The organism is Streptomyces rapamycinicus NRRL 5491, from assembly GCF_024298965.1.
GTDB lineage: Bacteria > Actinomycetota > Actinomycetes > Streptomycetales > Streptomycetaceae > Streptomyces > Streptomyces rapamycinicus.
Map to the genome: position 1 here is coordinate 9,614,416 of NZ_CP085193.1, position 22,147 is coordinate 9,636,562.

Here is a 22,147-nt window from a genome sequence, read left to right on the forward strand (position 1 = left end):
GTGGTCCTCCGGGCGTGTGAGGGCAGCCTTCAGGCGGGTTCGAGGGTTCCGGTATGGAGTTCGGCGACGCGGCCGTCGCCCGTCTCATAGGTCCAGACGGCGTGGACAGTCCAGGTATTGAGGTTCATGAGGTGGGTGATCGTCATGCCGGAGGCTCCGACCCAGCTGAGCGTGAACAGGCCGGGGCCACCTCGGCGGTGTGGAGGGTGACGGTCTCCTCGGTGCCCTTGGCCGGGCCCTGAAGGGTCTCGTAGCGCAGGCTGGTGCCGTCGGCCGTGCAGGTGTACCGGAAGGCGACGCCGTTGTCGACGCGGAAGACGAACGTCTTCCCGGCGCAGGTGAGCCCACTCACTGCATTGCTCCTTGCAGGTGCCGCGAAGCCTCAGAACAGGCCGTTGTCGTGGGGCAGTTCGGCCGGGATCGGGGCGACGACGTCCCAGTGCTCGACGATCTTGCCGCCCTGGACGCGGAAGAGGTCGTAGTACGCCACGGGGACACCGAACTCGCCCTCGGACTGGAGCAGCACGAACTCGCCCTCGGCGATGACCTTGTGGACGGTCTTGTAGACGAGGTTCTTGCCCTGCTCCGCCCACTGCGCGGCGGCGGCGCCGAAGCCGTCGAGGCCGTCGGCGGCCTCCGGGTTGTGCTGGTGGTAGGTCTCGGTGGAGATGTAGTCGGTGAGCGCCGAGTAGTCGGCGCCGACCAGGACCTTCTGCGCGAACCCGGAGACCAGGGCCCGGTTGGCCTCGGTCTCCTCGGGCGCGGTGACCTGGGAGGGGCCATCGGTCTGCGAGCGGCCCGACGCCGTCTCCCGTACGAGAGGGGTCAGGGCGTCCCAGTGCTCGGCGAGCCTGCCGTCGGCATCGACGCGGAAGATGTCGAAGGCGACCAGCGGGTCCGGGCCGAAGCCGTGGTACGTGCCGTGCAGGGCGACCAGGCCGCCGTCGGCGATCACCCGGGCACCCTCGTACCGGAAGCCGTCCGGCAGGCCGGCGACAAGCTGACGCAGGGCCTCGGGGCCGTCGGCGGCCAGCGCGCTGTGCTGGGTGTAGCCGGCAGCGACCCAGCGGTCCACCGCGCTCGGGTCCTTCTGGCCGAACAGCTCACCGGCTGCGGTCAGAACGGTGTTCTTGGCGTTGCTCATGATGGTTCTCCTCGCGAGGACAGCTTGTGGATGGAGGCCTGGGGGATGGCCCGCAGGCAGGCGCTGGTCGAGGGCGGCGGTCAGGGAAGCGACCCTGGAGGCCGCGCCGCCCATCTGGTCGGCACCGTGTGCGGTGTGCAGCAACAGCGCCGGGGAGGAGGTGACGCGAAGGAGGCACAGCGCCCGGAAGGCGGCGCGAGCCTCCACCCGGCCGCCCGGGGCGCTGTACGCCGAGGTGACGGCGTCCGCGTCCAGTCCGAGCTCGTCGGCTATGTCCCGGTAGACGTCCACGTCGGACAGGCCGCGGCCGTCGACGAACCACGCCCGCTGCATGGCCTCGGCCGCGTCCAGTTCGCTGACTCCGGGCTGGTCGCGCAGCGCGGCCAGCCCCGCCGCCGCGGCAGCGGAGTCGAGCACGGTCGTCCCCCGCGACAGCGCATGCTCGTAGCCCACGCCGAAGGCGGCCCCCGTCAACTGCGTGATGCGGCCGCGTTCGGCCGACAGGTGCGGATAGGCCGCCACCGGCAGCGCCCGGGCACCGGTGTAGAGGCCGGCCGACACGACGCTGAGCCGGATGCGGTGCGCGTTGTCCTCGGCGAAGGCCCGCACGGTGGGGCCGAAGCCGTAGCACCAGGCACAGTACGCGTCGAACGCATACGTCAACGAGGCTTGTTCCGCCGAAGGCATCACCCTCCTCCTCCCTTACTGCTTTCCGACATCGATCGATGTCGGAGGGCGCCGACATCTCAAAGCTATGGTTGTTGAACAGGCTGAATCGGATACCCTGGCGACTAGTGATGGTCAAAAACCGACATGATTCCGACCCGGGGATCCCGGCGGTCTCCTTCGCGGCGCCCGCCGGCACCCCCGCCGGTGTCGAAGTGCTGTCCCTCGCCGACCTGTGCCACCGCGTACCAGGCGCGCGGCTCACGGTCCCCCAGCGCCCGGACTTCCATCACCTGATCACCGTGACCAGCGGAACCCTGTGGCACACGGTCGACTTCACCGCCTACGCCCTCGACCCCGGCTCATGGCTGTGGGTTCGCCCCGGCCAGGTTCAGCAGTGGGGCGACCTCACCCACGCAGAGGGCACCGTGATTCTGTTCCGCCAGGACTTCCTCGACCCGGCCACCAGTGCCGGCGCCCGCATGGAAGACCCGCACGCGCCGATCCTGCGTCGGCCCCTGTCCGAGGACGCCCAGGCCCTGCGACTCGCCGTCGACCATCTCGCCGCCGAGTTCGACGCACTCGGACACCTGCCCCTGGAGATCCACACCGCGGCCCTGCGCCACCTGCTGGCCGTCCTCGTCCTGCGACTGGCCCACCTCACCGCCCCCCTCGGCAGCCCCGTCCCCGAGCCCGACGCCACCTACCTGCGCTTCCGCGACGCGGTGGAAAAGGACTTCGCCCGCACCCGCCGGGTCGAGGACTACGCCGACGCACTCGGCTACTCGGCCCGCACCCTCTCCCGCGCCACCCTTGCCTCCGCCGGGCTCGGCGCCAAGGAGTTCATCGACCGCCGCGTCGTCCTCGAAGCCAAGCGGCTCCTGGCTCACAGCGATCAGACAGCCGCCCGAATCGCCGACCGCCTCGGCTTCTCCAGCGCCACTCACTTCAGCAAGTACTTCCACCAGCGCACCGGACAGACCCCGATTGCCTTCCGCGGCACGGTCCGCGGGCACACCCCGAGGTGAGAGTCGTCCGCCCCGCCGTAGACACCTTGTGGGGCTCGAATATTCATCGCCGCACTTCATCGCCGCACTTCAGGCGGCATAGCGGGAACTCGTTGAGTATCTCGCCCTGGACTGCGTCGGCACGGGCATTGTAGTTGGCGTCGTAGCACGGCGTTTTCATGGCGCAGGACGAGAAGTTCGGCCTCCTTCGAGGTGCCCCGCTGCAGAGGCACTGTCGGGACGGCGAGGAGGCGTCGAGTCACCTGGTACAGGAGCGACACGATCATCCCGTCGCAGCTCTGTGCAGGCCGGATGGGGCGTTTGACCAGCGACAATGACTCCGCGGACGGTGTGATCGGATGGCCGGGCCGACCTGGCGGCTGCCCTGCGGGTTCGACTGGATCCGTCCGCCGTCGACGGTCACACCCGCTTGGCCCGCCGCCAGGCTCAACTGGAGGATGGAGGCCTGTTTGCGATGGGGCTGCTGCTCGGCTCATGTGGGGCAGGGGAGCCGGGTCAGATTGCGGAACGGCCGCCGTCGGCGGCGACGATCGCCCCGGTCGTGAAGCTGGCCAGGTCACTGGCCAGGAAGGCGACCACCTCGGCGACTTCGGCCGGGTCGGCCACCCGGGCCAGCGGCACCGTGTCGCCGTATCCACCGACATCTTGGCCGAGCGACTCGACCGCCTTCGCCGAGCGCATCGGCCCCGGCGAGACGGCGTTGACGCGGACGTTCGCCTGGGCGAACTCGGCGGCCCAGGCGCGGGTCAGGGACTCCAGCGCCGCCTTGGTCGCGCCGTAGACGGCCATGGCGGGCATGCCGATGCCTGCGGCGGTGGAGGAGATGTTGACGATGCTGCCGCCCCCGTTCGCGGCCATCCGCGGTGCCAGCACCGTGGTGAGCGCGAAGGGAGCCCGCACGTTGACAGCGAACGCCTCGTCGAAGGCGGCGAGTTCCTGCGTCGCGCCGAGCAGGACCGCGGCGTTGTTGATAAGGATGTTGACGGGGCCGGCCGCGTCGGCGAGCCGCCGCACGTCCTCGACCTCGCTCAGATCAGCCGGCAGGAAGCGGATTCGCCCGCCGAGATTCTCAACGGCCTGGGCGCCGCGCCGCGGGTCCCGTCCGGTGACCGTGACATCAGCACCGCCGGAGGCGAGGACCCGCGCCACCGCGTACCCCAGCCCACCGATTGCACCGGCGCCGGTGACCAGTGCGTTCTTTCCCTTGAAATCCATGGGCGTGGCCTTCGCCGGGTCAGCGCGCCGCGGCGGCCGCGTTACGGATCCAGTTGCGGAATTCGATCGCCAGGTGCTCGCAGTGTCCCTCGATCATCGAGTCCGGGGCGGCCGACGGATAGACGACGCGTACCACCACGTTCGCGCCGGTCCCGGTGTCCCGCGCCCGGTGCAGGCAGTACGCGAAGGGAGTACCGTCGTCCAGGCTGAGCAGGGCGTTCATCAGCGTCACCGGGTAGGACGTGTCGAGGAAGGCGCTGACGGTGGCGGGCAGTTCGCGCGCTACCGAGACTTGAACCGGGTGAGGTGGCCGCCGATCGTCTCCACCATGCCGCCGGTGTAGGTGGGCGGTTCGACGTAGTGCTCGGGGTGGGCGTTGACGAGCAGTGACTTGTCCTGGAAGCGGCCGGTGCCGGCTTGCGCGGCGAACCAGTCGGCCAGGTCGGTGCCGCTGAGCCCGCGGACGGTGAACTCGGTGCTCGACTCGCGGAAGGTGCCGCCCGAGGCCGCGACGAGTTCCTTGTGATAGCGGTCGCCGGCGTCGATCTGCCCGGCGAGCAGGTCCATCATCACCTGGCCGCCTGCCACGCTCTTCAGGTTCCTCAAGGCCCGGCGTGCGGCCTTGAGCTCCCACCGGTCGACTTCGGTCTCGTCGAAGGTGCGGCCCATGGTGTGTACATCGACGGTCACGAGGGGGGACTGCGGTGCTTCGGTGTGGGTGTTCACGTGTGGTTCCCTTCATGGCAGGAGGCGGTCAATGCAGCTGCGGCGACAGCCCAGCTGTGTACACGGAATGCGCCAGCCCGTTTGCTGCCCGCCCAAATCCACAACAAGATGCACTCATGCACCTTGCAAGCCCGGGCCCCGCCCCCCGCCGCCGTCGGCGCGGCGTAGAACTGCAGGCCGCTCTACTTGATGCGGCCTGGGAAGAGCTGATGGAAAGCGGCTACGCGGGCCTCACCTTCGCCGCGGTAGCGGACCGCGCCGGCACCAGTCGCCCGGTCGTCAACCGTCACTGGGCGACCAAGGCCATGCTGGTCCGTGATGCCATCGGCCGTGCCAGCGATAAGTTCTCGCTCACCGATCCCGGCACCGGATCCCTGCGCGATGACACGATCGGGCTGCTCGAACAGCTCAACGGGGCGTTCACTGTGTTCGCTGTCGCCATGACCGCACAGTTGGCCGCCTACTTCGAAGAGACGGGAACAAAGCCCGCTGAGCTGCGTGCGTCCCTGATCGATGAGAGGTGGGCGCTGATCGAGTCCGTCGTGCAGCGCGCCGTCGAGCGAGGAGAGATCGATGGTTCGAAGCTGACTCCGCGAATCGTGCGGCTGCCCTTTGACCTGCTCCGACACGAAGTGCTCATGGACCTGGCGCCAATGTCTGCGCACGCCATCCAGGAGATCGTCGACACGATCTTCCTCCCCCTGCTCACATAAGACCTGCTACTGAGGTTGAACTCCGCAGTGTCATGGGGGCTGTTGGGGTGCCGACCCTTTGCGTATATGGCCGATGTATGCGGTATCCACAGGGTGGCGGGCTGACCGCCGAACGACGCCAGTTCCGCGAGGAGTTACGGAGCCAGGCCGCGGAGCGCTTCGTCCAGGGTGAGGGCAGCTCGGCGATCGCCGAGGGCCTGCGTGTCAGCTCCGGTCGGTCCAGCGCTGGCGGCAGGCATGGGAGGCGAGCGATCCTCGGGCCCTGCGCGGAAGGCTCGCGGCGGCCCGTGGAGCATGGCTCGTCTTCGAGGACGAAGCCGACTCCATGACGCCGCCGCAAGCGAAGACCTGGTCACCACGTGGCCGCACCCCGGTGGTGCGGGTCCGCGGCCGTTCTCGCAGACGTGTCTCCATCGCCGCGCTGACCTGCTACAAACCAGGACACCGCTCGAGGCTGATCTACCGGCCTCGCCGCGACGACGGCCATCGCGACGGCCGCAAGAGCTTCTCCTGGCGCGACCACCGCGACCTGCTCATCGCTGCCCATCAGCAGCTCGGCGGCCCGATCGTGCTCGTCTGGGACAACCTTGGGCGTCCACAAAGCCGCCGACCCGCGCGAGTTCGCCGCAGCACGGGACTGGCTGACCATCTACTACCTGCCGCCCTACGCACCCGACCTCAACCCCGTCGAAGGGATCTGGCCGCTCCTGCGGCGCGGCTGGCTCTCCAACGTCGCAGCTCGACGAGACCACCGGCGAGCAGACGACCCACAGCTAAGAGGATGCGCCCGGCGGTGTCGAGCGTGTAGCGCTGTGTTTCGCCGAACGAGTTTGTATGGGCGGTCAGGCGGCCCGCCGCGTCACGTTCGTAGGTGCGTTGGGCGCCGTTGAAGTCGGTTTCGGCGACGAGGCGGCCTGCTGCGTCGTACTCGTAGTGCCACTGTCGGCCTTGGGGGTTGGTGACGGCGGTGAGGCGCAATTCAGTGTCGTAGGTGAAGGCGTAGGTGGCAATGTCGGGGTCGGTGCGGGTGGCTGGCAGGTCGAAGTGGGTGTGGGTGTAGCTGGTGGTGTGTCCGGCCTGGTCGGTGTGGCGGGCGAGGTTGCCTTCGGTGTCCCATTGCCACACTTCGCGGGAGCCGTCCGGGCCTTCGCGCCAGGCAGTGAGTGGTGTGGCCGAGGGGATCGATGACTGCGACCGGAAGAGCGGCTGCGTTCGGGGTGACCTCGGTGGTGTGGCCCAGGGCGTCTGTGACGGAGGTGAGGTGACCGGAGGCATTGTGGGCGTAGTGGGTGGTGGCGCCAGTGGGGTCGGTGGTGGAGGCGCGTGCGCCCCTGTCGTTGTAGGTGTAGCGCCAGATTGCTCCACCCGACTCCCGGGTCTTCAGAGGCAGGTGGTGGCAGCGGGTCGGTCTCGGCGATGACCTTGTAGGCCTCGTCGCAGACGTAGGTGGTGGTGTTGCCCTGCGAGTCGGTGTAGCGCGTGGTCCGGGCCTGCGCGTCGTAGTGCAGGCGGCCGGAGAGGATGCCGTCCGGGCCGATGCCGCGCAGCACACGGCCTCGGTGGTCGTAGACATAGGCATAGGTAGTGCCGTTGCGGTCCGTCCATGATGTGACGCGGTGTTCGTCGTCGTACTGGTACCGCAGCGCCTTGCCAGTGGAGTTGATGACCTCGGCCAGGTCCCCGGCCGTGTTGTAGCCGAAGGAGATCAGAGTGGTGCTGTGCTCATGGTCTTCGCCGTGCAGCAGGCGCAGGGCCGTGATCCGCAGCAGTTTTGGATCGGTGTCGACCGCGATGTGATAGCCACCGGAGTGGACGATCCCCGTGGGGGCGCCTTGTGGGTCGTAGGTGACGTCGGTGCGGTCGCCTTCGCCGGTGCGGTCGGTGATCGCTGTCAGAGCGAGCTCTCGGCCGCCCGCCGGCAGCGGGGCGAGAGCAATTGTCAAATCCTGTGGATCAAAGCTCGGACCTGGCGCGGCGAGACCCCGAGGTCGGTGGCCGGATGGCAGCGCTGCCATGCAAACTGGTCTGGACCACCATGACCTGACCTCATGTCAGAGCTCTACTATGGCAAGGCCTAGTTCGGCGGCAGCGCTGAACGCAGCGGTTCGGGGTGTCTCTAGAGGTCGATCACGACCTTGCCGCGGACGTGTCGGGCCGCCTGGAGTTCGACGGCAGCGCGGATGTCTTCGACGGGGAAGGTCGCGGCGATGGGCACACGCAGGCGGCCGGCTGCGACTAGGGCCGCGATGTTATCCAGGGCATCGGGCGCGGCGTTCGCGCCGTTGGCGGCTGGCACCCCGTCGACCACGGCCGCGATGGTGCAGATGCGGCCATCCGGGAGGCCTAGTTCGCGGGCGACGTGCACCGTGTCCGTCCCGTGGAGGTCCAGTGCCGCGGTGACGGGGCCCGCGTCGAGGTCGCGGACCCTGCCGGTCAGGCCGTCGCCGTACGCGACCGGTTCGGCGCCGAGGCTTCGCAGATGCTCCGCTGTCGACGGCGAGCCGGTCCCGATGACGCGTGCGCCCGCGATCCGCGCCAGCTGGACCGCGAACACACCGACCCCGCCGCCCGCGCCGCCGACCAGCACCGTGTCGTCCGGGCCGAGGTCGAGGACGGCCAGAGCTGCGGCAGCGGTGCTGCCCGCGATCGAGAGCGTGGCGGCGGTGCGGTCATCGATGTCGTCCGGGGTGTGGTGCGCGACGCCGCTCGCGATGTTCCCGTCGGCGTCGACCACGACGAAGTCGGCGACCGCTCGGGATAGGGCCGCCCCGAACACGCGGTTGCCGACCGCGTAACCGCTCACGCCCGCACCGACCTGGTCGACGACTCCCGCGTAGTCGGTCCCGAACCCGGCGGGCAGGCTCAGGCCGAACCGTGCCGCGGTCTCGGCGTCCGCGGTCATGAACCAGTCCATCGGGTTCAGGCTGGCTGCTGTGACTTGCACACGGATCTGGCCGTCACCCGCCTGGGGTTCGGACACGTCCTGGACGGTGAGTGCCTCTGGGCCGCCGAACGACTCGAGCCGGACCGCCCTGCTCGTGCCGTTTCGAAGTCCGTCGTTGTGCTGCTGCATGCTGCCTCGTCCCCTGGTGTGAGCGGCGCCGCCCAGAATCGGACTATGCTCCGTTTCCCGAACCACGATAACCGGAGCGTGATCCGTTTGCCTAATCCAGAGCCGCGGGCGAAGCGGGCCGACGCCGCCCGCAACCGTGACCAGCTGCTTGAGATCGCGACGCGGGTGTTCGCGTCGACCGACGCGGAGACGTCGATGCGCGCCATCGCCCGCGAGGCCGGCGTCGGCATCGGGACGCTCTACCGCCACTTCCCGACCCGCGAATCCCTGGTGGAGGCGGTCTACCGCGACCAAGTCGTCCGCCTCACGAACGGCGCCCAGGAATTGCTCGCCGACCTGGCTCCGGCCGTCGCGATGCGGCGCTGGATGGACCTGTTCGGCGACTGGATCGCGACGAAGAACGGCATGCTCGACACGCTACTGACGGTGATCGAATCCGGCACCGTCGGCCACGCCCGAACGAGGGACGAGCTCCTGAACGCGATCTCGTCGATCCTCGACGCAGGCCGCGCCGCGGGAGACCTCCGACCCGACGTCACCGCCGAGGAGATCGCGGCAAGCCTGATCGGAATCTTCACCGTCGCACACCAGCCCGGCCGCACCGTCACCGCTGATCGGCTTCTCGACATCCTCCTCGACGGCCTTCGACCGCGAAATCGTCCTTGAGGAACAGCCGCACGACCGCCGAGGTGAGTCCTGAAGTCGAGAAAAACAAAACCCCAGGTCAGTGACCTGGGGTGAGTGTCTTGCTGGTGCGCACGAAGCCTGGCTGAACGGAAGAAGTGGCCCGTCGACATCGCGGAACAACAGCGGGCGTCGCGCGTGGTCCGTCATGCTGCGCTCACCTCGCGCTCGATGAACTCCCCGCGCGGGAATCGGGCTCCGGCCCGCACGAGGGCGACCAGGTGGGGTTCGTTGACGGCGCGCCAGCGTTCCTGGGCGGACTCGATGAGCTTGAACGTCATCGCCAAGGCAGCCGAACGGGAGCCGGCTCCGCGAGTGACCTTGGTGCGCAGCCGCACCGTGACGAAGGTGGACTCGATCGGACTCGTGGTCCGCAGGTGGATCCAGTGTTCGGCCGGGTAGTCGTAGAACGCCAGCAGCACGTCTTCGTCGTCGACGAGCTTCACAACGGCTTTGGGGAACTTCGCGCCGTACTGCTGGGCGAACACCTTGATCGCGGTGCTGGCCTGGTCTTTGTCCTCCGCGTTGTAGATGTCCGCGATCGCGTTCTTTGCCGCGGGCTGCGCCGACTTCGGGACGACTGCTCTACCTGATCTTCTGCCGACTCCTGGGCTGCCTCCTCTTGCTGGGTCCCACCTGGGGATACGTGAGAATCCAAGGTGAGCTTCGACGGCTCGGCTATCGGGTTGCCGCCGCCACGATCCGGCGTGTTCTACGCCCCTCCGGTCTACCGCCCGCACCGCAGCGAGCCTCCCAGCAGACCCGGCGCTCCTTCCTCCGTTCCCAGGCCCACACGCTGCTCGCCTGCAACTTCATGCACTTCGTCGGCAACGGCACAGCCGTCATCCCGACTCCGCCACAAAGCCCGCGGTCCAACGCCTACGCGGAACGATGGATACGCCCCAGACGACGACCCGAACGTCATCCCCCTGCCCGCAGCCACGGTCATGCGCCGCCGGGTACTCGGTGGACTGCTCGACGAGTACTGCTCGAGGCCACCCCGGCCGCCTCACGGTCCGCAGGGAACACCCAGCTCAGCAGCCTGATCGGAACATATATCGCCGTACCTACGCCGCAGATCTTCAGCACGGCCTCCCGGCAGGCAAGCTCAGACCTGCCCAGGAGTTCCCCGGCCCCGCTCAACGCGGGGGTCCAGGTGCGCATCGCCTCCGGCCCACATCGGCCAGGTTCGAGCCGGTGCATATTTGAGAGACGTAAAAGCCGGTTCCTCTCAGACGAAGAAGGGCCGCAGCTGCTATGGCGCGGCATCGTCTGTGGACGGCTCACGCAACGCTGTGGGCGTGGTGAAGGTCTGCGTGCCGATGGTGTTGAGCAGCGTCAGCGTTCGGGCGTCGGATGATCCTGGCTCGGCGGTGTAGACCACGACACGCAGGTCGCTGCCCTCGACGGTGAGGACGTCGCAGTCCAGGGTCATCGGCCCGACCTGTGGGTGGAGGATCGTCTTGCGCGTCGCCATGTGGCGTGCGACAGCGGCGGACTGCCAGCGTTGGTCGAAGCGGGGGCTCACCTTGCGCAGGTCGGTGATGAGAGCCTGCAGCGGCCTGTCGTCCGGATGGCGTCCAGCCGCGGCGCGCAGATCCGCGACGGCTGCCCGCTCGAAGGCGGCGTCCTCCTCCGGGGTGGCGACGACCCGGGACGGCAGGTCGGTGAAGTGCCGCCACAGGAGGTTGCGTTGGCGTGCCGGTTCACCGAGCATGTCGCCGAGCAGCGCGGTGGCCAGCGGATTGGCGGCGACGAGCTGCCAGGCCTCGTCCAGGACGATGACGGGTGTATCCGCGAGCCGGTCGATGATCCGGTGGACACCTGGGGTCATGTGCCGGTTCATGCCACTGATACGCGGATCCGCGTGGCCGGCCAGATGGAACAGGTGCGTGTTCTCGTCATCGGTCAGTCGCAATGCCCGTGCCAGAGCCTCCAGCACTGAGGGAGACGGGTTGCCGGCGCGCCCCTGCTCAAGGCGGGCGAGGTAGTCCACTGACAGTCCGGCGAGGTGTGCGACTTCTTCGCGGCGCAGGCCGGGCGCGCGCCGCAGGCTGCTTGCGGGGAGTCCGATGCTTGCGGGAGTGAGGCGATCCCGCCAGTCCCGCAAGCATCGTGCGAGTTCATTGCGATCCACGTATCCAACGTCTCCCATCCGGTGCTCTCAGATCCTGGCGAAGGGGGGGCAGGGTGCGCCCCCCGACCGGCCGACCGGCGGGTGTCTGCCCGGTGCGGCAGACACCCGCTTGTGCGGGAAACCGACGTCGACGACGTGAGTCGTCGAATCGTCACAGCTCGGAGAGCATCCGCACGTGTATGTCAGGCAAGGAGACCGGAGCCCTCGCTGAGCAGTTCCTCGACGCGCAGGGTTCCTTGCGGGGTCAGCGGGGTGAGCGGCTCCCGGACATGTGCCGAGGAGATGAGGCCCCTCTGATGGAGGACGTACTTCAAAGGAGCCGGGTTGGTTTCGACGAACAGCAGATCCACCAGAGGGTGCAGACCGTAGTGCAGTTCGCGCGCCGTGGCATGATCGCCGGCTTCCCACGATTCATACATGCGGGCCACGGCGGCCGGAGCCAGATTGGACACCGCACTGATGAAGCCGCGGCCACCGAGAGCGAGGAGGGGAAGACCGAGCAGCTCGATCCCTGACCACACCAGAAAGCCGGTGCCCGTCTTGTGCAGAACCCGCGAGAAGTGTTCGAAGTCCTTGGTGGTCTCCTTGATGCCAACGATGTTGCCGAAGTCGCGGTGGAGCCTGTTGACGGTGTCAGGAGCGATGTCGACCGCGGTGCGCGACGGCACGTTGTAGATGATCAGTGGCAGGTCGGGGAACTCACGGGCGATCGTCGCATACCACTGATACAGCCCCTCCTGGGTGGGGCGTGCGTAGTAGGGGGTGATGATCAGGACGGCGTCGGCGCCCGCGGCCTCGGCGGCAGCGGTGATCTCCACGGTTTCATCGAGCTTGGCGGAGCCCGTGCCGGGGAGGAACGGCACCGCGTCGGCGACTTCTTCGGCGACTGCCTTGATGGCCTCGATCCGCTCCGCGACGGACTGGGCTCCCGGTTCTCCTGTGGAACCGCCGATCGAAATGCCGTGTGAGCCGGCCTCCAGCTGTCGGCGGACCAGACCCCGCAGGGATGGCAGGTCCAGGGCGCCGTCGCTGGTGAAAGGCGTGATGACGGGAGCCACGGAACCCTTGATCTGCGTCGGATCGCTACGGAACTTCATGAGGTCCTCACCTCGTCGTGTGCTCGTTCGCGCACCTCAGGCGCCTGTCGTACGGGGGCCGACATATCCGGTCTGGCCGGCTTCGGAACCGAGGGCGAGGATGGGGCCGGACATCTTCTCCTGCCAGATCAGCGATTCCATGCCGATGTGCAGGGGGTGGTCCTGGACGGTGAAGACACCGAAGCCGTCGGGGCCGTGGTAGTGGTCGTGCTCGCTCCAGCCGGGGGCCGACAGCAGCAGGTCGCCGGCGCTCCAGTCGACGACGTGTCCTTCGACGACGCTCTTGCCGGAGCCGAGGAAGTGATAATTGATGGCGACGGAGCTGTGCCGGTGGCCGCGGCGCAACGGCTGTGCCGCGACGCCGGGCGGCATCGAGGAGGCGGTCACGAAGAAGGTGTGGGTGGCCCCGTTGCGGCGTTCGGTCGCCGGGTTGTACAGCGCCATGATCGTCCGCTTGCCGTCGCCCTCCTCCCAGGACAGGTGCTCGCGGACCTCGTTCCAGGCCCAGTGCAGCGGATTGTTCTCGACAACCTCGATGTCCACGAGGTATTCGTAGCCCCGCAGCCGGGCGCCGGAGTCGTTGAGCTCGATGTCGGGGGCGGTTTCGCGGATGTAGCGCTCGGACCTGCGGTCGGCGGAAGGCGGGACACTGGGGCCTGCGGTCATCTGCTCGTCGGTGAGCGGCTCACTGTAGAGAACTCCGAGCTTGGCCAGGAGCGGAGCATTGGAGTAGCTCAACCGAACCCAGAGTTCGTCGCCGTCGTTCTCGAAGTAATGGCCCTTCATCGAGGGGATACTGCACACGTCCCAGCGCTCCATGCGCGTGGACCTGCCGACGACGTGGACAACGCCGCGGCCGCTGATACCGATCTCGACCTGCCCCGTGTTGCGCCGCAGTGGTGTGGTCCGCTCGCCCGGCTTGAGCACGTCGATGGTGACGTCAACGCCGGGAGCGAGTCCCGGGCCGAGGCCCACGGCGTCCGGATGCACGATGAGAGTGGATCGACGGCCGTTTGCCGGCCGGGGGAGCGAGGCGAGGCGCTCGATCTCCGCCTCGATCCGGGCCCGGGAGATCTTCACGGGCGCCCAGGACCGGATCGGCTCGGGCTCCTGTCCGCTGATGTCCACGAACCGGGCGTGCACATCCCGTGCGGCGGGGAGGGCGTCGATGTCTGAGGGGGAAGAGGTGACGCTCACGGTAACGGCTCCTTGGTCTATTTCTGTGGAGAAGGTCGGGCGCCGCGGAGCAGCAGTGCGGCGACCGAAAGGTCGGACAGTCCCATGCCCATGCCCTTGAAGACGGTGCAGCGTGGCTGCTCGGGGCGGGCCACCTTGCCGGTGACCAGATCGGCGAGCCGGTGGACCGAAGTCCAGTCGTCGCCGAAGAATTCGCCCAGTTCGCGCGAGCCTCGTCGCGCGTTGGAGACACTGTCGACCACGGTGAGTGCTGAGGACGCCAACAGAGCCGCGTCGAACTCCGCGTTGGCGGGAAGGATCGCGCCGACCGCGTTGAGGTGGGCTCCTTCGGCCAGGGCGTCAAGGGCGAAGAACGGGTCAGTGGCACGGGTGATCAGCGTGACGATGGGAGCATCCTGGGACGCCGCCTCAACCGTGGGGAACGCTTCAGCGGCGAGTCCGAGGTCCGTTTGCACCTGGGCGGCGAAGCCCACTGCTCGCTCGGGGGTACGGCTCCAGACGCGGACCCTGCGCAGTTTCCGGACCGCGGCGACCGCGGCCACCTGGCGCAGGGCCTGGCGCCCCGTGCCCAGGACGGCGAGTTCATCGGCGTCCGGGTGGCTCATCCAGCGGGTGGCGAGTCCCGAGACCGAGGCGGTACGCAGGGCACCGGCCACCCCGGCTTGCAGCGAGGCCCGCAGACTGCCGTCGGCGGCGGAAAAGGCGGTGAGGACGGCAGTCGCTCCGGCCGGGGTGTTGACCCAGGTCTTGAAGACGACGAGTTGTTCCTCGGTGTCGATCGCGCCCAGCGCGTGGGCGCTGCTCATGGGCGACCAGGTGGCCATGGTCTTGTCGATGTTCCAGGCGGCACCCGTCGCCTCGTGTTCCAGGACACCTTGTACGGCGTCGATGACGGACGGAAGGTCGGCGCGAGCTTCGACGTCCCGGTCGCTCCACTGGTAGGGGCTCATCGGTGTACCTCCGCGGGGTTCAGGGAGCGTGCCTCGTCGGTGACCGGGTTCCGGAGCACGCCGACACCCGACACTTCGACTTCGAGCTCGTCTCCCGGGCGCAGATACCGGGGGGGATCTTGCCGGTGGCCGATGCCCTGGGGGGTCCCGGTGGCGATGACGTCGCCGGGTCGCAGTGGGGTGAAGGCACTGATGTATGCGAGCAGTTCGCCGAAGGAGAAGGCCAGCCGGTGGGTCGAGTCGTCCTGCACGACCGTGTCGTTGAGCCGGGTGGTCACCCGCAGCGGGCCGTCCCCCAGTTCGTCGGGGGTGACGAGCCAGGGCCCGCAGGAGCCACTGGCGTACCAGTTCTTGCCCGCGGTCGCTTGCCGTGTGTGCAACTGCCAGTCCCGCACACTGTTCTCCGCCATGCAGGTGAAGCCCGCGATATGCCGGTCCGCGCGGTCGGCGGTCACCCGGCGCGCCGGGTGACCGACCACGAAGGCCACTTCGCCCTCCCAGTCCAGGGAATCCGTGTCGTACGGCCGGACCACCGAACGTCCCGCGCCGACGAAGGAGTCGGGGAAACGGGTGAACAGGGTGGGCCACTCGCGCGGCGCCTCCTGGGACTCCACGGCGTGGGACGGGTAGTTGTACCCGACGCACACGACCTTGGCGTGCGTCCCGATGGGGGGCTGCCATGTGACGGTGCTGACGGGCCAGCGCGGGTCGTCGGGGCGTGGCGTGGCGTTGTGGAGCTCGGTCAGCATCGCCTCGAAGGAGGCCATGCGGTGCCCTAGGTCAACCACTTCGTCTCCGTCGACCACACCGAACGACGCCCCGGATCCGTCAGGTGGTGTGTGGAAGCGCGCCAGCTTCATCGGGTGTGCTCCTTGTTCGGCTCTGTGCCCACCACGCTAGGTAAACAAGGAACATAAGTCCATTAACGTTTTCTTTTGTTCTGCATAACGCATTGTTTATGTGCTCACGATGACTACCGCCCCGCCAGCCTGATGGCGTCCAGTGCGGATGCCTGCAGCGGAGAGAAGTACTTGTCCGTCCGGTAGAACAGCCCGATGCGTTCGTGCAGGGCTCCATCGGTGAACTCGATCGCTCGAAGTCTTCCCTCTGCGAGATCACGTTCCACTGAGTAGCGGGGGAAGATTGCCGCCCAGCCGTGCTCGATGACCGCTGTCTTGATCGCTTCGGCATGGCCGAGCCGAATGACCGTGTCGAGCTCGCCGACGCCCAGTTCCTGCAGCTGAGTGTCGATGCTCCTCTGAAACGCCACATGCCTGGGCACTCCCACTATGGGCAGTTTGGGAAGGGCGCTCAGCGAGACGGAGTCCGCCGTAGGCGGTCCATCGGGACTGGCGCAAAGGATCAAGGGCTCGTCCAGCAGCGTCTCGGCGACGATGGAGGTGGGGAGGGCGCGTTCGTCGCGGGTCATCACGGCGAAGTCGACTTCGCCGATCTCCACGGCGTGCAGTGCGTGTTCCGGCTGGGCGACATGGACAGTGATGTCGGCTCCGGGCCGCTCGGCGCGCAACGCCGTCATCAGGGGCGGTAGCAGATAGGTGCCGACGGCCAGGCTGGAGGCGAGCACGACACTGCCTCCCGTGCCGAGTGTCAGCTCCTCCACGTCGCGGCGGACCTGCAGGCACCTGGCCAGCATCTCCCGGGCCCACAGGTGGGCCCGGCCGCCGGCCTCGGTCAGCACCATGCGGCCGGAGGTCCGGACGAACAGCCGCGCCCCGATCCATTGCTCCAGTGCGCGGAGCTGGCTGGAGACCGCCGGCTGGGCGACTCTGAGCCGCTCGGCGGCGCGCGTCACGCTGCCTTCCTCCACTACGAGGCAGAAGACCTCGAGTCTGCGCAGTGAAAGTTGGGATTCCATGGGGCGACCCTCCCGCACGGTCGTTCAGATCCTGGCCTCATTGCCGGTTCTCCATAAGGTATCCGTTATGGAATCATCGAACAAGCGTTACTATGCATATGGCTTGGTTGCCCCTAGAGTTACCCGGCAACGCCGCATCTTTTGAGATGAATGCGCCGGGTCAAGTGCCTCCGCTGGGCCGACAAACGAAGCGCCTGGTATTTGACTCCTCTTCGTGGCCGATCGGCTTAGCCATGCTTGGAGTTAGGGACAATATGAGTGCCATTCTCGGGATAGACATCGGTGGCACGTTCACCGACGCATTTCTGGGTGATGATCAGGGCAACATCACCACCGCCAAAGTTCCATCCACTCCGCCCGATTTTGCGGAGGGGTTTCTCAACGCCGTGGACGAGATCGGCCGCAAGCTCGGCCGGTCCCGTGAGGCGACGCTGTCCGATGTGGACTACATCTGCCACGGAACAACGGCGGCTCTCAACGCATTGGTCACCGGAAACGTCTCCCGGGTTGGACTGCTGACCACAAAAGGGCACCGTGACTCAATTTACATCATGAATGTCGAGGGCCGGTATGCCGGCCTTGGGCCGGAGGAGATCCAGAACGTCGCGGCGACACGCAAGCCTCCGCCGCTCCTGCCCAAACGCATGGTGAAGGAGATCACCGAGCGCGTCGACTACCAGGGAAACGTCGTCGTACGTCTCGACGAGGACAAGGCGCGCGTCGCCATCCGGGAACTACTGGAAGACGGCGTAGCCGCGATAGCGGTGAGCCTGCTGTGGTCCTTTGTCAATCCGGAGCATGAGATCCGGCTCCGCAAGATTATCGAGGAAGAGAGCCCGGGCACCTATATATGCCTGAGCAGTGACCTCAGCCCCAAGATCCGCGAATACGAGCGGACCGTTACCACCGTCATGAACGCGCAGGTCGGTCCGACCCTGCGGGACTATCTGGCACCGCTCACCGAGGAACTCGAGCTCCGCGGGCTGAACGGCGCGCTACTGGTGATGCAAGGGAGCGGGGGAACGGTCTCGGCGCAGGACGCACCCGCACAGGCCATCACGACCATCGGCTCAGTACTCACCGGAGGCGTGGTCGGAGCCCGTAACCTCGGCCGCAAACTGGGCCACCGCAATATCATCACCTCCGACATCGGGGGCACGACGTTCCTGGTCGGCCTGGTGGTCGACGGGGAACCGGTGTACTCCAGCTCCACCACGCTGAACCAGTTCACCGTCAGCACCCCGATGGTCAACGTCACCTCGATCGGCTCGGGCGGCGGTGCGATCGCCTGGCTGGACGCTGGAGGCAATCTGCGCGTCGGCCCGCGCAGTGCCGGCGCCCGCCCGGGGCCCGCCTGCTTCGGCCAGGACGGCGTCGAGCCGACGGTGACCGACGCCAACCTCGTCCTGGGCATCCTCGATCCGAAGACGTTCGCGGAAGGCACCAAGAGGCTGGACGTCGATCGGGCGCGCAAGGCCCTGGAGACCCGGATCGGCGCACCTCTCGGCCTCGATGCCGAGCAGGCCGCTGCCGCGGTCTTCGAGATCCAGAACGCCCAGACCGCCGACCTGCTGCGCCGGGTGGTGGTCGGACAGGGCCACGATCCTCGCGATTTCGTCCTCTACGCCTTCGGCGGTGGCGGTCCCGCGCACTGCTTCGCCTACGGCGCCGATCTCGGAATCAAGGAGATCTATATCCCGCTCGGAGACGCCAACGCGTTCTCGGCTTACGGCCTCACCACCTCCGATGTCGTGCTGTCCGCCGAACTCTCGAACCCCGCGACCTATCCCTTCGACGCGGCGCGGGTCGAGCGGCAATTCGCCGAACTCGAGGCGGGGCTCACTGCTCGGCTCGAGGCCCAGGGAGTGTCGTTCACCTCCATCGGCATGCGCCGGCAGCTCGACATCCGCTATACGGCGCAAATGTTCGAAGTTCCGACGCCGGTGGGCTCGGGCCCGCTCACCGACGCCGACATGGACACCGTGATCTCCGATTTCGAGCACACGTACGAGCAAATGTTCGGTCGCGGAACGGGGCACGCCGACGCCGGCTTCCAGCTCATCAATCACCGTGTCTTCGGCATCGGCTCCACCGCCTTCACTCCTGAGCTGCCGATCGCCCCCAAGGCGGAGAGCGAGGACGCCAGGGTTGCGCTCAGCGGCACCCGGCGAGTCTTCCTGGACTCACGCAGGGGGTGGGAGGTGACGGCGATCTACGACTACGCCCGCCTCACCCACGGACACCGTCTCGAAGGCCCGGCGATCGTCGAGGCCGGCACCACTACCGTCGTCGTACCCCGCGACGCCTCGGCTCAGGTGGACTCCCTGCGCAACATCATTCTTCACCTCGATGACCGGAGGCCATGATGGCTGTGACGCCCGTACCCGGCTCTGAGATCTTCGCCAGCAGGCCGTATACGAACGAAGAGATCCGTACGGACCTTCCCGCGCACCTGCCGCTGTACCCCACGGACCTCAGCGGCGCCGAGGTCGACCCGCTCACCTACGAAGTCGTACGCAACCGCATCTTCGCCATCACCGACCTGATGGGCGACGCACTGCGCCGCATGAGCGGTTCCCTCGTGGTCACGGACTGCAACGACTTCGATGTGGCGCTCACTGACCCTTACGGACACATCGTGCAGGTCGGCCCGTACAACACCCAGCTCGTCGCGTCGATCGGGCTGGCCATCGGCTGGATCCTGCGGAATCGCGCCGACAACCCGGGCATCGAGCCGGGAGACATGTTTCTGTGCAGCGACCCGTGGGTGGGCGGTGGCCTCCACCAGAACGACGTGGCCCTCTTCGCCCCCCTGTTCCACGACGGAAAGCTGTTCGGCTGGACCGCGGCCGTCGCCCACCAACTGGACGTCGGCGGCGTGAGCCCCGGCAGCTGGACCCCGCGCGCGGAAGACGTCTTCTGGGAGTCACTGCCCATGCCGCCGATCAAGGTGGTACGCGGTGGAGTGATCCAATGTGACGTCGAGGACGCGTACGTACGCCGCTCCCGCATCCCCAAGCTGGTCGCCCTGGACCTGCGGGCCAAGGTGGGGGCCAACAAGCTGGGCCAGGAGCGCATCGCAGAGCTGATCCGCAAATTCGACGCGGATACCGTCCAGCAGGTCATGCAGTTGCAGATGCGCGATGCCGAGCAGCGGTTGCGGGACAGGCTGGCCGCGGTCCCGGACGGCACCTGGACCGCCGTCAATCACCAGGAGCAGTCGCACACCGGCGACCGCAAGGCGCACGCGATCCGGCTGAAGCTCACCAAGACCGGCTCCGACCTGCGGTTCGACTTCACGGGGACCGACGAGCAGTCCGGCATGATCAACTGCACCTTCACCGGACTCTACGGCGGGATCATCTCGGCCATGATGCCCCTGCTCTGCGGCGACCTGCCATGGGCGCCCGGCGGCATCATGCGGTGCGTCGACATCATCAGCGAACCCGGCACCCTGAACAACGCCACCTTCCCGGCGGCCGTCGGCAAGGGCTCGGTCGCATCCTCCTGGGCGACCACCAACGCGGTGATGGAGTGCCTGTCGCAGATGCTGGACACGCATCCGTCGACCCGGTCCTCGGTGGCCAGCGTCTGCTGTGGCAGCTGGGACCTCAGTATCGTCGCCGGCCTCAACCAGCACGGCGCACCGTTCGCGACCTCCATTCTGGAACCGATGGCCGGTGGCTTCGGCGCGGGCAGCGACCACGATGGTGTCGACACGGCCGGCCTGCCGTTCATCCCCATGGGCAAGGTCCCGGACGTCGAGATGAACGAGTTCACCACACCCCTGCTCTACCTGTGGCGACGCGAGGAGACCGACTCGGGTGGTCCCGGCCGCTACCGCGGCGGCCTGAGCGGCAGCGTCGCCTTCACCCCGTACCACAGCCCGGCGCCCATCTATCAGGTCATATCCGGTTCGGGGAAGGCCGTTTCGATGAATCGCGGCCTGGCCGGAGGCCACCCCGGAGCCGCACAGGAGGACATCGCCGTACGCGGATCCGACGCGGCGGAGCTGCTCGCCCGGGGCGAGCTGCCTTCCACGGTGGCGGAACTCGGCGGCACCCCCGAGTTCCCCTCCAACCAGGAGGAGAGTCTCCTTCAGCAGGGCGACGTCTACGTCATGCGGTGGCAGGGCGGCGGCGGATACGGAGACCCGGTGCTCCGCGACCCCGAACTGGTCGCCACGGACGTCCGTGAACTGAAGGTGTCGCCCGACGCGGCGCGCACGGTCTACGGCGTCGTCCTCGACGACTCGTTCACCGTCAACGCGACAGCCACCGCCGCATGCCGCGAAGCCGTCCGTGCCGACAGGAGGAACCGTGTCCAAGGCTGACACCAACACCGCGCATCAGATGCCCGCCGACGAGCAGGCCGTGGACGACAACCTCGTTCAGCGCCTGGTGGACGGCTCCCCGCACTACGTGTGCCGGCACTGCGACACTCCCGTGGCACCCGCGGGTCCCGACTGGCGCCACCGGCTGACCAAGGTCTTCGAGGGCGCCCCGAGCACCGCCGGCCCCCACCTCAACGACAACGCTCGTCACTACCTCGACGTGGACGTCGTGCTGCGCCAGGGATTCTGCCCGGGATGTTTCACCGCGCTGTTCACCGAGACTGTGCCCGCACGGAACGGAGAGACACCATGAAGGTTCTGGTAACCGGCGGTCTTGGTGTCAACGGCGCCTGGGCCGTACGACGACTCCTGGCCGAAGGCCACCAGGTCACAGTGCTGGACGTGCGTCCGGACTTCGACCTGCTGCCCGACCTGGAACCCCACTTCGAGTTCGTGCAACAGGATCTGATGGACGTCGAGGGGCTGGGCCGGCTGATGACCAGCCGACACATCGACACCGTCGCCCATCTCGCCGCCGTCGTGGTGGCGCCGTCCGATCCTTACCGGGCATTCGAAGTCAACGCACTGGGCTCGGTCGGCGTACTGGAAGCCGCGCGCCAGGCGGAGGTGCGACGGGTCGTCTACACCAGTTCCAAGGCGGTGTACGCCCCGATCACGGGCGAGTTCGCCCACCCCACCTACGTGCCGGTCACCGAGGACTACCCCCGCGGCCCCACACCCGGTCTGCGGGCATACGGTGCCTCCAAGATCCTGAGTGAGGAGGCCGGACGGGTATACGCCGAGCGTTTCGGCATGGACTTCGTGGCCCTGCGGTTCGGCGCGATCTACGGACCGGGCAAGAAGGCCCGCCACGGTCCCGTCGGAGTCCACAGTCGCATCATCGAGAACGCGATGCTGGGCGTTCCCGCCACAGTCGGCCGCGGAGGCCAGCAGGGCGACGACATGATGTACGCCAAGGACGTTGCCCAGGCCATCGTGCGCGCCTGTACCAGCACGAACCTCGGCTCCTGGGTGTACAACATCGGCACGGGCGCACGCTCCACACTGGAAGACTTCGCGGACGCGGTGCGCGCCCGGTACCCGTCTGCCGACATCACCATCGGCCGAGGGTTCGAATATCTCGGCATCGGCCCCGTGCACGGTGTCATGGACATCACCCGCGCACGCCGTGACCTCGGCTACGGGCCCGAGTTCGACCTGGCGTCAGGTGTCGCCGACTACGTCGAGTCGCTGACGCGGCTGGGGATCGAGCCACAGGCCCAGACCGACGAGAGCAGTTGGTGATCG

General features: G+C 67.7%; 18 protein-coding genes and 5 pseudogenes. 8 read left to right on the forward strand and 15 right to left on the reverse strand.

What is annotated here, in order from left to right; genetic code table 11:
• Window positions 1–29: 29 nt before the first annotated feature.
• The 3 genes and pseudogenes from LIV37_RS40330 to LIV37_RS52220 form a co-directional block, all read right to left on the reverse strand.
• A pseudogene (locus LIV37_RS40330) lies at window positions 30–352 on the reverse strand (MoaF-related domain-containing protein).
• A gap of 30 nt (window positions 353–382) precedes the next feature.
• Complete coding sequence (locus tag LIV37_RS52215; RefSeq protein WP_121824995.1) at window positions 383–1,144, reverse strand: nuclear transport factor 2 family protein; 762 nt, start codon at window positions 1,142–1,144, stop codon at window positions 383–385.
• Between the two features lie 174 nt (window positions 1,145–1,318).
• Window positions 1,319–1,831, reverse strand: a pseudogene (locus tag LIV37_RS52220) (DsbA family protein); the annotation flags it as partial.
• Window positions 1,832–1,941: 110 nt separating this feature from the next.
• Here LIV37_RS52220 and LIV37_RS40340 point away from each other — a divergent pair.
• Complete coding sequence (locus tag LIV37_RS40340) at window positions 1,942–2,838, forward strand: helix-turn-helix transcriptional regulator (RefSeq protein WP_020872815.1); 897 nt, start codon at window positions 1,942–1,944, stop codon at window positions 2,836–2,838.
• A 495-nt stretch (window positions 2,839–3,333) separates the two neighbouring features.
• On the opposite strand, the gene LIV37_RS40350 is transcribed toward LIV37_RS40340, so the two are convergent.
• The 3 genes from LIV37_RS40350 to LIV37_RS40360 are packed head-to-tail and all read right to left on the reverse strand — an operon-like array spanning window position 3,334 to window position 4,779.
• Window positions 3,334–4,053, reverse strand: coding sequence for an SDR family NAD(P)-dependent oxidoreductase (locus LIV37_RS40350; protein WP_020872816.1), 720 nt, complete (start codon window positions 4,051–4,053; stop codon window positions 3,334–3,336).
• A 19-nt stretch (window positions 4,054–4,072) separates the two neighbouring features.
• Window positions 4,073–4,285, reverse strand: coding sequence for a hypothetical protein (locus tag LIV37_RS40355; RefSeq protein WP_243146071.1), 213 nt, complete (start codon window positions 4,283–4,285; stop codon window positions 4,073–4,075).
• Between the two features lie 50 nt (window positions 4,286–4,335).
• A complete protein-coding gene (locus LIV37_RS40360; protein ID WP_020872818.1) occupies window positions 4,336–4,779 on the reverse strand; it encodes a hypothetical protein in 444 nt (147 codons plus the stop codon).
• A 116-nt stretch (window positions 4,780–4,895) separates the two neighbouring features.
• Here LIV37_RS40360 and LIV37_RS40365 point away from each other — a divergent pair, with 116 nt between their 5' ends.
• Both LIV37_RS40365 and LIV37_RS52740 read left to right on the forward strand, forming a co-directional pair.
• Complete coding sequence (locus LIV37_RS40365) at window positions 4,896–5,492, forward strand: TetR/AcrR family transcriptional regulator (protein WP_121823938.1); 597 nt, start codon at window positions 4,896–4,898, stop codon at window positions 5,490–5,492.
• Window positions 5,493–5,569: 77 nt separating this feature from the next.
• Window positions 5,570–6,382 (forward strand): annotated as a pseudogene (locus LIV37_RS52740) (transposase).
• On the opposite strand, the pseudogene LIV37_RS52745 reads toward LIV37_RS52740, so the two are convergent.
• Both LIV37_RS52745 and LIV37_RS40380 read right to left on the reverse strand, forming a co-directional pair.
• Window positions 6,270–7,432 (reverse strand): annotated as a pseudogene (locus tag LIV37_RS52745) (type IV secretion protein Rhs); the annotation flags it as partial. The pseudogenes LIV37_RS52740 and LIV37_RS52745 sit on opposite strands and share 113 nt — an antisense overlap.
• 176 nt (window positions 7,433–7,608) lie before the next feature.
• Window positions 7,609–8,565 carry an NADP-dependent oxidoreductase gene (locus LIV37_RS40380; RefSeq protein WP_020872821.1) on the reverse strand — a complete coding sequence of 319 codons (957 nt, stop codon included), beginning with the start codon at window positions 8,563–8,565 and terminating at the stop codon, window positions 7,609–7,611.
• Window positions 8,566–8,610: 45 nt separating this feature from the next.
• On the opposite strand from LIV37_RS40380, the gene LIV37_RS40385 reads away from it, so the two are divergent.
• Window positions 8,611–9,231, forward strand: a complete 621-nt coding sequence (locus tag LIV37_RS40385; RefSeq protein WP_121823937.1) for a TetR/AcrR family transcriptional regulator — start codon at window positions 8,611–8,613, stop codon at window positions 9,229–9,231.
• A 164-nt stretch (window positions 9,232–9,395) separates the two neighbouring features.
• On the opposite strand, the pseudogene LIV37_RS40390 reads toward LIV37_RS40385, so the two are convergent.
• From LIV37_RS40390 to LIV37_RS40420, 7 genes and pseudogenes are all read right to left on the reverse strand, one after another.
• A pseudogene (locus tag LIV37_RS40390) lies at window positions 9,396–9,833 on the reverse strand (transposase); the annotation flags it as partial.
• A 671-nt stretch (window positions 9,834–10,504) separates the two neighbouring features.
• Window positions 10,505–11,404: a helix-turn-helix transcriptional regulator gene (locus LIV37_RS40395; protein WP_121823936.1), complete on the reverse strand. Its 900-nt coding sequence runs from the start codon at window positions 11,402–11,404 to the stop codon at window positions 10,505–10,507.
• Window positions 11,405–11,568: 164 nt separating this feature from the next.
• Window positions 11,569–12,483, reverse strand: a complete 915-nt coding sequence (gene dapA / locus LIV37_RS40400; protein ID WP_020872825.1) for a 4-hydroxy-tetrahydrodipicolinate synthase — start codon at window positions 12,481–12,483, stop codon at window positions 11,569–11,571.
• Between the two features lie 36 nt (window positions 12,484–12,519).
• Window positions 12,520–13,680 carry a cupin domain-containing protein gene (locus LIV37_RS40405; protein WP_020872826.1) on the reverse strand — a complete coding sequence of 387 codons (1,161 nt, stop codon included), beginning with the start codon at window positions 13,678–13,680 and terminating at the stop codon, window positions 12,520–12,522.
• 17 nt (window positions 13,681–13,697) lie between these two features.
• On the reverse strand, window positions 13,698–14,630 hold the full coding sequence (locus LIV37_RS40410) for an ornithine cyclodeaminase family protein (RefSeq protein WP_020872827.1): 933 nt from the start codon (window positions 14,628–14,630) through the stop codon (window positions 13,698–13,700).
• Entirely contained in the window at window positions 14,627–15,490 is an 864-nt protein-coding gene (locus LIV37_RS40415) for a fumarylacetoacetate hydrolase family protein (protein WP_020872828.1), read from the reverse strand. Before LIV37_RS40415 ends, LIV37_RS40410 begins: the two co-directional genes overlap by 4 nt.
• Before the next feature lie 113 nt (window positions 15,491–15,603).
• Window positions 15,604–16,506: a LysR family transcriptional regulator gene (locus LIV37_RS40420; RefSeq protein WP_121823935.1), complete on the reverse strand. Its 903-nt coding sequence runs from the start codon at window positions 16,504–16,506 to the stop codon at window positions 15,604–15,606.
• A 254-nt stretch (window positions 16,507–16,760) separates the two neighbouring features.
• Here LIV37_RS40420 and LIV37_RS40425 point away from each other — a divergent pair, with 254 nt between their 5' ends.
• The 4 genes from LIV37_RS40425 to LIV37_RS40440 are packed head-to-tail and all read left to right on the forward strand — an operon-like array spanning window position 16,761 to window position 22,144.
• A complete protein-coding gene (locus tag LIV37_RS40425) occupies window positions 16,761–18,872 on the forward strand; it encodes a hydantoinase/oxoprolinase family protein (RefSeq protein ID WP_121823934.1) in 2,112 nt (703 codons plus the stop codon).
• Window positions 18,872–20,839: a hydantoinase B/oxoprolinase family protein gene (locus LIV37_RS40430; protein ID WP_243146069.1), complete on the forward strand. Its 1,968-nt coding sequence runs from the start codon at window positions 18,872–18,874 to the stop codon at window positions 20,837–20,839. The genes LIV37_RS40425 and LIV37_RS40430 overlap by 1 nt, the downstream gene beginning before the upstream one ends.
• A complete protein-coding gene (locus LIV37_RS40435; protein ID WP_243146068.1) occupies window positions 20,826–21,152 on the forward strand; it encodes a hypothetical protein in 327 nt (108 codons plus the stop codon). The genes LIV37_RS40430 and LIV37_RS40435 overlap by 14 nt, the downstream gene beginning before the upstream one ends.
• On the forward strand, window positions 21,149–22,144 hold the full coding sequence (locus tag LIV37_RS40440; protein WP_020872831.1) for an NAD-dependent epimerase/dehydratase family protein: 996 nt from the start codon (window positions 21,149–21,151) through the stop codon (window positions 22,142–22,144). Before LIV37_RS40435 ends, LIV37_RS40440 begins: the two co-directional genes overlap by 4 nt.
• Window positions 22,145–22,147 lie beyond the last annotated feature (3 nt).

Excerpts from the sequence above, each read along its gene's own strand:
- LIV37_RS40430 (WP_243146069.1), top strand. The coding sequence starts at position 18,872 with ATGGCTGTGACGCCCGTACCCGGCTCTGAGATCTTCGCCAGCAGGCCG.
- LIV37_RS40385 (WP_121823937.1), top strand. The coding sequence starts at position 8,611 with ATGCTCCGTTTCCCGAACCACGATAACCGGAGCGTGATCCGTTTGCCT.
- LIV37_RS40415 (WP_020872828.1), bottom strand. The coding sequence starts at position 15,490 with ATGAAGCTGGCGCGCTTCCACACACCACCTGACGGATCCGGGGCGTCG.
- LIV37_RS40425 (WP_121823934.1), top strand. The coding sequence starts at position 16,761 with ATGAGTGCCATTCTCGGGATAGACATCGGTGGCACGTTCACCGACGCA.
- LIV37_RS40380 (WP_020872821.1), bottom strand. The coding sequence starts at position 8,565 with ATGCAGCAGCACAACGACGGACTTCGAAACGGCACGAGCAGGGCGGTC.
- LIV37_RS40340 (WP_020872815.1), top strand. The coding sequence starts at position 1,942 with ATGGTCAAAAACCGACATGATTCCGACCCGGGGATCCCGGCGGTCTCC.
- LIV37_RS40440 (WP_020872831.1), top strand. The coding sequence starts at position 21,149 with ATGAAGGTTCTGGTAACCGGCGGTCTTGGTGTCAACGGCGCCTGGGCC.
- LIV37_RS40395 (WP_121823936.1), bottom strand. The coding sequence starts at position 11,404 with ATGGGAGACGTTGGATACGTGGATCGCAATGAACTCGCACGATGCTTG.
- dapA (WP_020872825.1), bottom strand. The coding sequence starts at position 12,483 with ATGAAGTTCCGTAGCGATCCGACGCAGATCAAGGGTTCCGTGGCTCCC.
- LIV37_RS40350 (WP_020872816.1), bottom strand. The coding sequence starts at position 4,053 with ATGGATTTCAAGGGAAAGAACGCACTGGTCACCGGCGCCGGTGCAATC.
- LIV37_RS40365 (WP_121823938.1), top strand. The coding sequence starts at position 4,896 with ATGCACCTTGCAAGCCCGGGCCCCGCCCCCCGCCGCCGTCGGCGCGGC.
- LIV37_RS40420 (WP_121823935.1), bottom strand. The coding sequence starts at position 16,506 with ATGGAATCCCAACTTTCACTGCGCAGACTCGAGGTCTTCTGCCTCGTA.
- LIV37_RS40410 (WP_020872827.1), bottom strand. The coding sequence starts at position 14,630 with ATGAGCCCCTACCAGTGGAGCGACCGGGACGTCGAAGCTCGCGCCGAC.
- LIV37_RS52215 (WP_121824995.1), bottom strand. The coding sequence starts at position 1,144 with ATGAGCAACGCCAAGAACACCGTTCTGACCGCAGCCGGTGAGCTGTTC.